Origin of the sequence: Kitasatospora sp. CM 4170 (genome assembly GCF_032110285.1) — a bacterium.
GTDB lineage: Bacteria > Actinomycetota > Actinomycetes > Streptomycetales > Streptomycetaceae > Kitasatospora > Kitasatospora aburaviensis.
In genome coordinates, this window is record NZ_CP134877.1 from 7,425,077 (window position 1) to 7,437,465 (window position 12,389).

At 75.2% G+C, this 12,389-nt stretch carries 12 protein-coding genes; 4 read left to right on the forward strand and 8 right to left on the reverse strand.

Going from position 1 to position 12,389, the window contains the following annotated elements:
* The first annotated feature begins 458 nt into the window (after positions 1-458).
* Complete coding sequence (locus RMN57_RS31315) at positions 459-1,943, forward strand: hypothetical protein (RefSeq protein WP_313766656.1); 1,485 nt, start codon at positions 459-461, stop codon at positions 1,941-1,943.
* Between the two features lie 124 nt (positions 1,944-2,067).
* Here the strand turns inward: RMN57_RS31315 and RMN57_RS31320 are convergent, their stop codons facing one another.
* Positions 2,068-2,577 (reverse strand): hypothetical protein, encoded by a 510-nt coding sequence (locus tag RMN57_RS31320; protein ID WP_313766657.1) that lies wholly within the window; start codon positions 2,575-2,577, stop codon positions 2,068-2,070.
* Between the two features lie 288 nt (positions 2,578-2,865).
* Between RMN57_RS31320 and RMN57_RS31325 the strand changes: the two genes are divergently transcribed.
* Positions 2,866-4,371 (forward strand): HEAT repeat domain-containing protein, encoded by a 1,506-nt coding sequence (locus RMN57_RS31325; protein ID WP_313766658.1) that lies wholly within the window; start codon positions 2,866-2,868, stop codon positions 4,369-4,371.
* Between the two features lie 220 nt (positions 4,372-4,591).
* On the opposite strand, the gene RMN57_RS31330 is transcribed toward RMN57_RS31325, so the two are convergent.
* Together RMN57_RS31330 and RMN57_RS31335 are read right to left on the reverse strand one after the other, a co-directional pair.
* Positions 4,592-5,434, reverse strand: a complete 843-nt coding sequence (locus RMN57_RS31330; protein WP_380237023.1) for an undecaprenyl-diphosphate phosphatase — start codon at positions 5,432-5,434, stop codon at positions 4,592-4,594.
* Between the two features lie 299 nt (positions 5,435-5,733).
* Positions 5,734-6,429 carry a class I SAM-dependent methyltransferase gene (locus tag RMN57_RS31335; protein ID WP_313766660.1) on the reverse strand — a complete coding sequence of 232 codons (696 nt, stop codon included), beginning with the start codon at positions 6,427-6,429 and terminating at the stop codon, positions 5,734-5,736.
* A 169-nt stretch (positions 6,430-6,598) separates the two neighbouring features.
* Between RMN57_RS31335 and RMN57_RS31340 the strand changes: the two genes are divergently transcribed.
* On the forward strand, positions 6,599-7,201 hold the full coding sequence (locus tag RMN57_RS31340) for a DUF4396 domain-containing protein (RefSeq protein ID WP_313766661.1): 603 nt from the start codon (positions 6,599-6,601) through the stop codon (positions 7,199-7,201).
* Between the two features lie 175 nt (positions 7,202-7,376).
* On the opposite strand, the gene RMN57_RS31345 is transcribed toward RMN57_RS31340, so the two are convergent.
* Positions 7,377-7,913, reverse strand: coding sequence for a PadR family transcriptional regulator (locus RMN57_RS31345; RefSeq protein ID WP_313766662.1), 537 nt, complete (start codon positions 7,911-7,913; stop codon positions 7,377-7,379).
* A 147-nt stretch (positions 7,914-8,060) separates the two neighbouring features.
* Between RMN57_RS31345 and RMN57_RS31350 the strand changes: the two genes are divergently transcribed.
* Positions 8,061-8,840, forward strand: a complete 780-nt coding sequence (locus RMN57_RS31350; RefSeq protein WP_313766663.1) for an alpha/beta hydrolase — start codon at positions 8,061-8,063, stop codon at positions 8,838-8,840.
* Positions 8,841-8,981: 141 nt separating this feature from the next.
* Here RMN57_RS31350 and RMN57_RS31355 read toward each other — a convergent pair whose 3' ends face one another.
* From RMN57_RS31355 to RMN57_RS31370, 4 genes are all read right to left on the reverse strand, one after another.
* Positions 8,982-9,851, reverse strand: coding sequence for a biotin-dependent carboxyltransferase family protein (locus tag RMN57_RS31355; protein WP_313766664.1), 870 nt, complete (start codon positions 9,849-9,851; stop codon positions 8,982-8,984).
* A complete protein-coding gene (gene pxpB / locus RMN57_RS31360) occupies positions 9,838-10,461 on the reverse strand; it encodes a 5-oxoprolinase subunit PxpB (RefSeq protein ID WP_313768033.1) in 624 nt (207 codons plus the stop codon). The genes RMN57_RS31355 and pxpB overlap by 14 nt, the downstream gene beginning before the upstream one ends.
* Positions 10,462-10,634: 173 nt before the next feature.
* Positions 10,635-11,411, reverse strand: a complete 777-nt coding sequence (locus RMN57_RS31365; RefSeq protein WP_313766665.1) for a 5-oxoprolinase subunit PxpA — start codon at positions 11,409-11,411, stop codon at positions 10,635-10,637.
* Positions 11,412-11,572: 161 nt separating this feature from the next.
* Entirely contained in the window at positions 11,573-12,274 is a 702-nt protein-coding gene (locus RMN57_RS31370) for a hypothetical protein (protein WP_313766666.1), read from the reverse strand.
* Positions 12,275-12,389: the final 115 nt, after the last annotated feature.

Here is a 12,389-nt window from a genome sequence, read left to right on the forward strand (position 1 = left end):
GGTCCCTTCCTGTCCGTCGGCGGGTGAGCCCCGCGGTGCGGGGGAGGGCCGGTGCCGTGTGCTTCCTGGCGTGACGGCGGCCCTGGTTCGGTGCAGTGGGTGGAGCGCGGGCGCCGGGCACGGACGGGGCCGGAGCCCCTGGCGCGGTGGACCGGCCGTCCGCACCCTGGGGAATGCGGTCGGCCGGACTGCCGCGGCCGTGCCCGGCGCCCCCGCGCCACCCGGCCGCGCCACCCCCTCGGGTGAGGACCGGGGACGCCCCGTGACCCGGGCGGGGGTGAACCCGCCGCCGGCCTGGGGCGCCGCCCGAACCGAGGGGCGAGGTGGCGCACCTCTACATCACACCCGGACGGCACTGGTTCGTAATGTGGCGGACCCTGGCGAAGCCTGGCGAATGCTCGCCTGGCACATGACGGAGCCTCTAGCCTCGAACCAGCCGAGGAACCTGGGGGCTTCACTTGAGCAGGGGACCCAACACCCGACTCGCCGACCTGTTCGTCATGACCGGATGGTCGAAGGGCGAGCTCGCGCGGCTGGTCAACCGGCGTGGTGCGTCGATGGGACAGCAGCAACTGTCCACGGACACCTCGCGGGTGAGGCGGTGGATCGAGCAGGGTGAGATCCCGCGCGATCCGGTGCCCAGGGTACTGGCTGCCGTGTTCACGGAGCGGCTCGGCCGTGTCGTCACCACTGAGGACCTCGGTCTGGAGCGACACCGGCCCACCAGGACCGGAGCGGCGGAGCCCGCAGCACATCCATGGGAGCCGGATCGTACGGCCGCGGTCCTCACCGAGTTCACGGGAATGGACCTCATGCTGAACCGACGTGGATTGGTGGGCGCGGGAGCCGCGCTCACGGCCGGGGCGGTCGTCGCCGACTCGCTCAGGGGCTGGTTGGGCGGGGACGCCGTCGCCTACGCGGCCTCGGCACCCGGCCCCCGACCGGTGGTCACCGGCCAGGGTGGAGCCCGGCCGGTGGTGGACGTGTACGACGCGGGCCCGGTCGGGCTCGACGAGGTGGAGGCGCTGGAGCGCTCGGTGCAGGTGTTCCGGGCGTGGGACGCGGCGCGCGGCGGCGGACTGCAGCGCAAGGCGGTGGTCGGCCAACTCAACGAGGTGGGCGGTCTGCTGACGAGTCGCCACAACCCCGTGGTGGAGCAGCGGTTGTGGCTGGTCGCGGCCAACCTGGCGGTGCTGGCGGGCTGGATGTCGCACGACGTCGGCCTGGAGCCGACGGCGCAGAAGTACTTCGTGATCGCCGCCCAGGCGGCCAAGGAGGCGGGCGACCGCCCGCGGGCCGGCGAGGCGATCTCGCGGGCCGCCCGGCAGATGGTCCACCTCGGCCGGGCGGACGACGCGCTCGACCTGATGGCGGCCGCGAAGGCGAACGGCGGCCGGCTGCTGCCCAGGACCAGAGCGATGTTCAACACCGTGGAGGCCTGGGCGCACGCCTCGATCGGGCACTCCCAGGACACCTGGCGCCTGCTCGGCGAGGCGGAGGACCTGTTCGCCGAGGACGCGCCGGAGCCGCCGCCGTCCTGGATGCAGGTGTTCGACGAGGCCGAGCTGCGCGGGATGCAGGCGCTGGTGCTGCGCACCCTGGCCGAGCACGACCCGGGCGCGGCCCCGCAGGCCCGCCGGCACGCCGAGCGGGTGATCGGCCTGCGCGAGGGCACCGGGCAGCTGCGGTCGGCGCTGTTCGACCGGATCACGCTGGCCTCGCTGCACTGGCTCACCGGAGAACCGGACGCGGCGGAGTTCCAGGCCAAGATGGTGATGAACCTGATCGGCCAGAACTCCTCGCACCGCACCTGGGACCGGCTGCGCGAGATGTACCGGCTGACCGCCCAGTACCGCGGCGTGCCGGAGGTCGACGAGCTCCGTGCGGAGATGGGGCGGGAGCTGCGGCGGGTGGACGAGAAGAACCGGCCCAGGCTCGCCTGAGCGGGGCGGCCGGTGGTGGGTGGCGGTCGGGGCCGCGGCGGCCGGGCCGTCGGTGTGCGGTCCGGGGCGGCCGCGGACGGGTGCCGTGGGCGGGTGCCGTGGAGGGCCGGCGGCGCGGGTGCCGTCAGAGCGGGTCGGCCGGGGCGGCGGCGCGCAGCCGCATCCGCAGGGCGGTGACGGTCCCGTCGTTGCCGAGGACGGGCTCGCCCGCGTACTCGATCGTGTCGTGCCCGCCGTCGGGCCGGCGGACGAGGAGCGTCCCGCCGGCGTGGCGTCCGTGCACGAGGGCGTCGGTCATCATCCGGCGCAGCTGCGGCCGGTCGCACTCGTCGAGGCGGTCGGGCAGGCGGTCCAGGCTGAGCGGGCCGTGCCCGGGGTCGCAGCCGAGCAGCCGGAAGGTCTCGGCGGACCACCGGATGTCGTCGGTGAGCAGGTCCCACTCGGCCGAGCCGACCCCGGGGCCGGACGGCGCCTGCGCCGTGCCGTCCACTCTGCCGTCCCCCGCAGTGTCGCCCGCCCCGGCGCCGTCCCGGCCGGCCCCGGAACCGCCGGTGGCGCCGCCCGTCCGCCCGTCGGCACGTCCGGCCGCCGGAGCGGTGCCCGCGGGGCGGGCGGCGGCATTCGGCATGATCATGACGCTTCCATCGCTCGGCTGTGGCGGGCGGTGAGGGCCTGCCGGGTGGGTGAGAAGACTGTCGCACAGCGCAGTCACCCCTGTGGGGGATTTGGGGCAGATCCTTGGCAAAATTCCTCCGGCATATGCCACTGCGGAAGAACGGTCGGTTGCCCTGTGTGCGGCGGGGTGCCCGAGGCGGTAACCTTCGGTGATTCCGGCGCCCGGGCGCCCACCGCAGTACCGACCAGAGACCCCGGCGACGGAAATCCCGTTGCCACTACGACCGCCGCAACGGATGCTGACCTCATGTTCGAGCCAGTGATAGCACCCAGTGCCAGCCTCCTCGGCCTCCTTCAGCGAGGTCGCGGTGACGGGCAGCTCCATGCGCTGGCCGCCGACCGCACCGAGGCCATCGCCGCACTGGAGGAGTGCGTCACCAGGGATCCGCGAGCCGACTGGCAGGTCGAGAACCGCTCCCTCTACTACGCACGCCTCTACATGGAGCTGGAGGCTCCGCTCGACGGCATCGAGGACCACCTCCACTCCTCGGAGGACCTGCTCGACGACGACGAGACCCGCACCGGCCTCGCGCTCTCCGTGCTGGGCCACCTCGCCGCCTACGGCCGCCGCGACGCGCTGCTGATGCTCCGCGAGTACGCCGCGACCGGCACCAACTGGGCCTGGGCGCTGGACGAGCTCGCCCTGCGGGACGACGACCGCGGCCTGCTCCTGCTCGGCACCGCCGTGCTGGACCGGTTCGCGCCGGGCCCCGAGGGCGACGCCGAGCTGCGCGAGTTCATCCGCGGCGCCTACGAACCCCGGCCCTGGCGGCTCTGGGCGGCCTACCACCCGCGGGTCGCGGCGGCCAGCGAGCAGTCCCCCTTCGACGTCTGGCAGCGCCAGCTGAACCGCAGCGGCGTCACCCCGGGCTGGTCCACCGCCGACGTGCTGGCCTGGGCCGACCAGGGCGAACTCGGCGGCGCCGGGGTCGGCGCCTTCACCGGCCGCCCCGACCGGCCCGAGCCCGGCCGCGACGCCGATCCGGACGCCCCGGACGCCGTGGACCGCAGAGCGGCCGCCGCCGCCCGCTGCCTGGCCGCCGTGGTCCGGCCCGAGGACCGGCCCGAGGTGCTGGAGGCGGCCCGCAACGGCCTGCCCGGTGCCCGCCGAGCCGCCCTGCGCTACCTCGTCGACCGGCGCGACCCCGCCGCCGCCGGCCTGATCGAGGCCGCGGCCGCGGACGTCGACGACCGGATCGTCCGGGCGGCCCTGGAACTCCTCGGCCGGATGCGCGGCCCCGAGGCCCTGGCCCACGCCCGCCGCTGGGCCGCCCCGGACACCGGCGGCGCCGACAGCGCCCTCGGCGAGGCCGCCGTCCAGCTGCTCGCCGACGCGGGTGAGCCCTGTGACGCGCCGCTGGTGGTCGCCGGGCTGCGCCGCTGGATCTCGGTGCGCGGCGTGACCGGCACCGGGCTCGGGGCACTGGTCGACGGTGCGGGGCGGCTGGCCGCCGCCGAAGCCGTCCCGGTCCTGCGCCACGTCTACGGCGAGGCCGCCTCCTCCGAACTGCGCGGACGCGCCGCCCGGGCGCTGGCCGTGACCGACGTGCACTTCCCCGAGGGGCCGGCCGTCGAGTGCCTCTGGGACTGCGAGGAGTCCACCCGGGAGCTCGCCGCGAGACACGTCGCCACCACCGGCGACGCCCGCGTGCTGGAGCGCCTGCGCCGGCTCGCCGCAGACCCGGCCGAGGAGGCCGAGGTGCACGCCGCCGTGCGCGGCCGGCTGACCGCCGCCCGGGAGCGGAGCCGGTAGCCGGCAGCCGATTCGGCACGACGGATGCGGTACGACGGATCCGGTACGACGAACGGCGCCGGCGGATCCGGTGCGACGACGTGGGTACGACGAAGCGGGCCGGGCACCTGGGAGAGGTGCCCGGCCCGCTGCGGCTTTCAGGGTCCTGCCGTGGTCCCGGCGGCCCGCTGTGGTGGAACCGGGTTCTACTTTCGCGCCCCGGTTCGGGTCCTGCCCGACGCTACTTGACGACGCCGGCGTCGGGCGCGAGGGTGCCGATGCTCACGAGGGTGATGATCAGGATGCCGAGCGCCACCCGGTAGATCACGAACGGCATGAAGCTGTTGTTCGAGATGTACTTCAGGAACCAGGAGATGGCCGCGTAGCCGACCGCGAAGGCGATCAGCGTGGCCAGGACGGTCGGGCCCCACGCGGGCGCCGGTCCCTCGCCGATCTTGAACAGCTCCAGCACGCCGGAGGCGAGCACCGCGGGGATCGCCAGCAGGAACGAGTAGCGGGCCGCCGCCTCGCGGCTGTAGCCGAGCAGCAGGCCGGCGCTGATGGTGCCGCCGGAGCGGGAGACGCCCGGGATGAGCGCCAGCGCCTGGGCCATGCCGTAGCAGGCGGCGTGCGGCAGGGTGAGGTCGGTGATCGGCCGGGCGTACCGGACGGCGCGGGTGCGGTCGGCCACGGCCAGGATCACGCCGAAGACGATCAGCGTGGACCCGATGATCCGCAGGTCGCGGAGGTTGGTCTCGATGGTGTCCTGGAACAGCTTGCCCAGGATGCCGATCGGCAGGGTGCCCATGATCACGAACCAGCCCATCCGGGCGTCCTGGTGCGAGCGCAGTGCGGGCCGGAACAGCGAGAGCGTCCAGGTCTTCACGATCGAGGCGATGTCGCGCCGGAAGTAGATCAGCACCGCGGTCTCGGTGCCGAGCTGGGTCACGGCGGTGAACGCCGCGCCCGGGTCCTTCCAACCCAGCAGGGCCGGGAAGACCCGCAGGTGGGCGCTGGAGGAGATCGGCAGGAACTCGGTGAGCCCCTGGATCAGGCCGAGGACGGCCCCGTGGAACCATTCGATCACCGGACACCCGCCCGGGGTATCCGTCGCTCGATGCGCATCAGCGGTCCTTGTTGGTGGTCGGTGCGGGAGCATGCTCAGCGGCATGCGCGGGGCACATGCCGACGGCATGCGAAGGGCCGGTCCCGCCCGACGCTCGGGCCGTGCGCAGGCCCGGCGCGCGCCTGATGCTACGCGGTGGAGATGACGGGTATTCGCGCGCCCCCGTTCCGGACCGGTTCGCCCGCTACGGAAAGGGTGCTCGGTGTACGACGGATGCCGACCGGGCGGCCCCGACCGGGCGGGGCCGCCCGGTCCGCTCAGGCGGAGGTCGGCCGGGCCCGCACCCAGACCCGGTCGTCCGTGAGGTAGGTGTCCACGGTCAGTCTGGCGTCGGCTAGTGCCCGCTCGAACTCGGCGGTGGTGAGCGGCCGGGACAGGAAGGTCTGGGTCCAGCGGGCGTCGGGGAACTCGTACTCGACGAACACCGAGTTGACCCCGTCCCCAACCGGCGTGGCCGAGGCGATCCGGACCAGCCCGTCCGGCCCCAGCGGCCGCTCGCGCGGCACGTTGTCCTGCCAGTCCTCGCCCTCGCGCTGCAGCAGCACGCAGCCGTCGTCCGCCACGTGCCGTCGGCAGGCCTCCAGCAGGCCGCGTCGGACGGCCGGGTCGCCGGCGTGGACCAGGAAGGACGCCAGCAGGACGGCGTCGAAGCGCTCGCCGAGGTCGAGGTGTTCGATCGGGCTGCGGACCGTGCGGGCGCCGCGCACCCGGGCCAGCATCTCGGCGGACTCGTCGACGGCCGTGACCGTGAAGCCGTGCTCGATCAACGGGTGCGTCATCCGGCCCACGCCGCAGCCGAGTTCGAGGATGCGCGCGCCCGCGGGCAGTGCCTGTGCGATCACCTCCGGCTCGCCGTGCAGGGGCAGTCGTGCGTACATCTCGACGGCGCAGCCGTCGGGGGTGATCGCGCCCGGTCCGGTTCCGTCGTATCCCTTGCGTCGTTCGTCGGCCATGGACCCATCGGACCACGCGGGGGCGGGGTGGGGAAGGGCGCGTCGACGGGAGGGCTGCGGCAGGGGCGCGACAGGGTTGCGGCATACCCCCTAGGGGTATATGTTTCATGGCGTCGGAACGAGGGGCGCGGCGCCGGCGGGCGCAGCGGCGGAACACGCGGAGGACGACATGGCACACCCGGCTCAGCACGAGCAGCACCAGCAGCACACCGGTCACGAGGGCCACGAGCACCACGCGGGTCACGGCGGTCACGAGCACGCCGGGCATGCCGGTCACCACGGCCACAGCCGCGCCGGGCACGCCGGTCACGGGGCTGCCCACGGCGTCGGCGGGGCGAGCTGGCGGACCGCCGCACAGGCGACCCTGCACTGCCTGACCGGCTGCGCCATCGGCGAGGTCCTCGGCATGGTGCTGGGTACCGCGTTCGGGCTGCACAACGGAGCGACCGTGGTGCTCTCGGTGCTGCTCGCCTTCGTCTTCGGCTACGCGCTCACCATGCGCGGCGTGCAGAAGGCCGGCCTGGACGTGGGCGCCGCCGTCAAGGTCGCGCTGGCCGCCGACACCGTGTCGATCCTGGTCATGGAGCTGATCGACAACAGCGTGATGATGACCGTCCCGGGGGCGATGGACGCCGGCCTCGGTGACCTGCTGTTCTGGTTCGCGCTGGCGGGCTCGCTCGTCCTCGCCTTCGCGCTGACCGTGCCGGTGAACAAGTGGATGATCGGTCGCGGCCGCGGCCACGCGGTCGTCCACGCCCACCACCAGCACTGACGCCCCCGGCCCCCGGTCGACCGGCACCGCGGCGCCGCTTCCGGCGCCGAGCGCCCCGGGGTGCACCGGACACCGCAGCGGCCCGCACCGACCGTCGAACGGTCGATGCGGGCCGCGGGCGTTCGCGCTGCGGGGGTGGGGTGGCCGGGGGTGGCGGCGCGTGGCCGCCGCGGCCTCAGGGGGCGGTGCGCTCCAGTTCGGCCAGCGTCCCGCGCAGCCAGGTCAGCTCCGCCTCGGAGGTCGCGCGGGCGATCAGCAGGAGGCCTCGGCGGAACGGGTCGCCGACCTCTTCGGCGCCGATCGGGCGCGTGCCGTCGTAGAAGAAGCTGGCCGGCTCGCTGAGGAAGTCCAGCCGGCGGCGGAGCACGGCGGCCTGGGCGGCGGGCTCGGCGTCCAGGTGCCGGAGGAAGGCGAGCACGGTGAACCAGCGGTTCTCGTCGCTGATGTCCAGTTGCTCGGGCTCGCGGAGCCGGCCGAGCAGGGCGGCCCGCCCGGCCTCGGTGAGGTGGAGGGTGTGGCGGGGGGCGGCCGTCGTGCCGGGCTCCGTCTCGCGCACCAGCAGGCCGTCGGTCTCCAGGCGCTTGATCGCGGGGTAGAGCGTGCCGTCGCTGATCGGCCGGACGTGCCCGGTGAGCGCGGCGAGATGGCGGCGCAGCTCGTAGCCGTGCAGGGGGCGGTCGTGGAGGAACCCGAGGATCGCGAGCTTCAGCATAGGGCCACTCTCTCAGAGATCGGATCCACCTATCTCGCTATCGCTATACCTCGGGTTCGAGGTATGTTCTTGGTGCTGCGGCGGACGCCCCGGCCGCGATGCCCGCGGGCCGGATCCGTCGCCCCTGCCCCGAGGAGGAGTTCGCACATGCGTCACGCCCCGGTCACCCCGAACGGCGACCTGATCCGCTGGGTGGAGCTGCCCGGCGCCGAGCCCGCCCGGCTCTACCTCCACGGCCTCGGCGCCACGTCGCCGGTCTACTTCGCCGCGGCCGCGGCCCACCCGTTGCTCGCCGGGCGGCGCTCGCTGCTGATGGACCTGCTGGGCTTCGGCATCAGCGACCGTCCGGTGGACTTCCCGTACACGCTGGAGTCCCACGCCGACGCGGTGGCGGCGGCGGTCCGGGCGGCCGGGCTGGAGCGGGTCGAGGTGATCGGGCACAGCATGGGTGGCGGAGTGGCGATCGTGCTGGCCCACCGGCACCCGGAGCTGGTCACCGACCTGGTCCTGGTCGACGCCACGCTGGACCCGGTCGAGCCCACCCGCACCCCGGGCGGCAGCGGCATCGCGACCTTCACGGAGGAGGAGTTCCTGGCCGGCGGGAGGGCCCAGGTGGAGGAGTGGGTCGGCCGGTTCTGGTGGTCCACGATGCGGCTGGCCGGCCCCGAGGCCCTCTACCGCAGCGTCGTCCACCGCATGCGGGGCACCGTCCCCACCATGCGCGAGATGCTGCTCGACCTGGAGATCCCGCGCACGCTCCTCTACCCGGAGGCCGACGGCGAGCCGGACGGCGCGGACCGGCTGCGGGAGTCGGGCGCGGAGCTGGTGGCCGTCCCGGACTCCGGTCACAACATCATGTTCGACAACCCCGAGGACTTCGCCCGGTCCACGGCCCGCGCACTGGCCCGCCGCGCCACGGCCGCGTGACGTGCCGACGGCCGACCGCGTCGACCGCCCCGACGCGGCGGCGCGCCGTGCCTGAGCAGCTCGCCGTGCCACGGGGGCACCGCGCGCCACGGGCACGGCGCGCCACGGCCACGGTGCGCTGCGGCGGACCGAACGCGCTGGTCACCGCCCCCGGAGGAGGACGAATCGCAGGGGTGTCCCCGGGCGGGCCTGGGCGGCTGCGGCGAGGTCGGCGCGCGGCACGACGCCGACCACCGGGTAGCCGCCCGTGGTGGGGTGGTCGGCCAGGAAGACCACCGGCCGGCCGTCCGGCGGGATCTGGACGGCGCCCAGCACCATGCCCTCGCTCGCCAGCTCGACGTGGCGCGCGCGGGTGACCGCCGGCCCCTCGGTCCGCAGCGCGATCCGGTTGCCGGCCGAGGCCACCGTGTAGTGGTCGCGGGCCAGCCAGGCGACCGACTGCGGTTCGAACCAGTCCGCGTGCGGCCCGAGCCGCAGTCGCAGCACCAGTTCGGTCGGCGGTGCGGGCAGCGGCACCAGATCGGGCAGCGGCCGGCCGGGCTTCGGCACACCGACCGGCAGCCGGTCCCCGGCGGCCAGCGGGGCCGGTCCGAGCCCCGAGAGCAGATCGGCCGAGCGGCTGCCGAGCACCGGCGGAACGGCGATCCCGCCCGCCACCGCCAGGTAGCCGCGGACGCCGTGGGTGGCGGCGCCGACCTCGATCACCGCGCCGTCCGGCACGGTCACGGGCGCGCCCCACGCGGCGGTCCGGTCGTCCACCCGCACGGCCGACGGCGCGCCGGTCACGGCGACGACCACCGGGCCGAGGGCGCGTACCGCGCAACCGCCGAGCGTGGTCTCCAGTCCGGCCGCGTCCGGCTCGTTGCCGACCAGCCGGTTCGCCGCCCGCAGCGCGGGCTCGTCCAGCGCGCCGGCCCGCGGCACGCCGAGATGGGCGACGCCCCGCCGCCCGAGGTCCTGGACGGTGGTCAGCGGGCCGGGCCGGACGACCTGGAGCTCAGCCACGGTCACCCCGCACCGCGGTGAACCGGACCCGTACGCCCGGCGCGAGCAGCGCAGCCGGTTCCCGGTCGGCGTCCCAGAGCACCAGACCGGTGCGGCCGAGCAGTTGCCAGCCGCCGGGGGAGGAGCGCGGGTAGACGCCGGTGTAGGGGCCGGCCAGGGCGACCGACCCGGCCGGGACGGAACCGCGCGGGGTGGCGCGGCGCGGGACCTCGTAGCGCTGCGGCAGGCCGGTGAGGTAGCCGAAGCCGGGCGCGAAGCCGCAGAAGGCGACGACGTACTCGGGCTCGCTGTGGATCCGCACCGCGGCCTCGGGGGAGACGTCCCAGAGCGCGGCCACCTCGGCGAGGTCGGCGCCGTCGTAGACGGTCGGGACGTCGAGCAGCGGTCCGGGTGCGGTGTCCGCGGCGGTCGGCCGGGCGGAGCGCAGCAGGGCGGTGAGCGCCGGGAGATCGGCGGCGCCGTCCAGCAGGACGGTCCGGGCCGCGGGGACGATCTCCTCGACGGCGGGCAGCCCGCCCTCCGCCTGCCGCTCGCGCAGCCAGCGGTAGAGGGCGCCGACCTCGGCCGGGTCGGCCGGCTCGACCAGGAGGGCGTTCTCCCCGACGGTCCGGATCACCGGCGCGCGGCCGGCATCGTCCGGCGTGCCGGCCCGGCCGGCGGCGGTACCCGCGCCTGCGCCGCCCGAACGCTCCGCCGGGCTGCCCGCTCCCTCCGCCGGGCTGCCCGCACCGGTGGACCCGCCGCCCGGCGTCCGTCCCCCGTCCTGCCCTGCGCCCCGCCCTGCGGGCGTCACGCGAAGGCCTCCACCCGCACCCCGGCCGAGGCGAGCGCCCCGCGGATCCGCCAGGCGAGCTGCGCGGCGCCGGGCGTGTCCCCGTGGACGCAGAGCGAGCGCGCCTGCACCGCGATCGGCTCGCCGCCGACGGCCTCCACCAGACCGTCCCGGGCCATCCCGACCGCGCGGGTGATCACCGTCTCGGGGTCGTGCACGACGGCGTTCGGCTCGCGGCGCGGGACGAGGGTGCCGGCCCAGGTGTACGCCCGGTCCGCGAAGGCCTCGGTGACCACCGGGAGCCCGACGCCCTCGGCGACGGCGAGCAGCCGGGAGCCGGGGAGGCCGAGCACCGGCAGCGGGCCGTCGCAGACCGCCCCCGCCCGCAGGACGCCCGCGACCACCGCCTCGGCCTGCTCGGAGTCGCCCACCACCCGGTTGTAGAGGGCGCCGTGCGGTTTGACGTAGGAGACCCGGGATCCGGCAGCGCGGGCGAAGACCTGGAGGGCGCCGATCTGGTAGGCGATCTCGTCGGCCAGCTCCTCGGGCGGGACGTCCATCGCCCGCCGCCCGAAGCCGGCCAGGTCGCGGTAGGAGACCTGGGCGCCGATCCGTACGCCGCGCTCGGCGGCCAGCGCGCAGACCCGGCGCATCGTCGAGGGATCGCCGGCGTGGAAGCCGCAGGCGACGTTGGCGCTGGTCACCACGGACAGCAGCGCCTCGTCGTCGGTCAGCGTCCAGCGCCCGAACCCCTCGCCCAGGTCCGCATTGAGATCGATCACCGCATCGGCCACGCCCGTCCGCCTCCCAGCAGCTCTTGAGCCAGATGGTAGGGCCTGCGTGTCACCGCCGTTGCCGCCCGTCCATGCCGGGCCCGTGCGCACCGCCGCACCCGGCACCAGGCCGTTCCCCCGGACGGATCAGCCCGTGGTCCGCGGGCGGTTCGGCGACCGGTTCAGCCGGCCGCTCGGAGGGTGCCCGCACCATCCCGGCCCGGGTTCGCGCCACCGCTTCCCGGGCCGGCCCCGACCCCACCCGCGCCACCCGCGGCGGCGTGCCGTTCCAGCGGCCGCAGGGCGCGCAGCACGATCAGCAGCGGGACGACGCCGACGATGCCGAACGACATGTCGATGAATCGCCAGTAGAGCGGGATGCCCCGGAGCGGGCCGCAGACCAGGGCCAGGGGGATGACGCCGGCGCAGGCGAGCACGGCCCACCGGATCACCCAGATGTTGCGCAGCGGGTCCTTGACCGGCCTCCAGAACGCGGCGGCGATGACCAGGTGGGCGAAGGCCAGCCAGTCCGTCCCGTAGGCGAGGAAGGGGTAGCGCGCGTTGGTGTCGGCGATGGCGTCGCGGGCGTGTTCGAGCCACCGGACCAGGGCCGGGACGTGATCGGCCAGCGGGGCGGCCGGGCCGGTGACGAGCTCGGTCACCCACCTGGTCTCGGTCTCCAGCGGGAAGGCGGTCAGTCCGCTCAGGACCAGGCAGACGACGAACAGCCAGAGCCAGCGGCGCACCCGCCGCAGGACCGCCCCGGTGTCGGCGCCCGACGCGTCGGCGCCGGAGCGGTGGGCGCCCCTCCCGCCGGGGCCTCCGTCGGCGCCCGTACGTCCACTGCCGCTCGAACCGCCTGTGTGCGAAGCATCGGTGGTCACAGCGCAAACCTCCATGCCGAAGTCCGGGTGGGGACTGGTCCCACCCGTGCGGCACCGACTCTAGACCGGGGAATTGAACGCGTTCAACTCGGCCCCTGCTGCCCGGAGACGCCGG

Coding starts and splice junctions, on each gene's coding strand:
- RMN57_RS31345 (WP_313766662.1), bottom strand. CDS start 7,913: ATGCTGAAGCTCGCGATCCTCGGGTTCCTCCACGACCGCCCCCTGCAC.
- RMN57_RS31350 (WP_313766663.1), top strand. CDS start 8,061: ATGCGTCACGCCCCGGTCACCCCGAACGGCGACCTGATCCGCTGGGTG.
- RMN57_RS31335 (WP_313766660.1), bottom strand. CDS start 6,429: ATGGCCGACGAACGACGCAAGGGATACGACGGAACCGGACCGGGCGCG.
- RMN57_RS31320 (WP_313766657.1), bottom strand. CDS start 2,577: ATGATCATGCCGAATGCCGCCGCCCGCCCCGCGGGCACCGCTCCGGCG.
- RMN57_RS31340 (WP_313766661.1), top strand. CDS start 6,599: ATGGCACACCCGGCTCAGCACGAGCAGCACCAGCAGCACACCGGTCAC.
- RMN57_RS31325 (WP_313766658.1), top strand. CDS start 2,866: ATGTTCGAGCCAGTGATAGCACCCAGTGCCAGCCTCCTCGGCCTCCTT.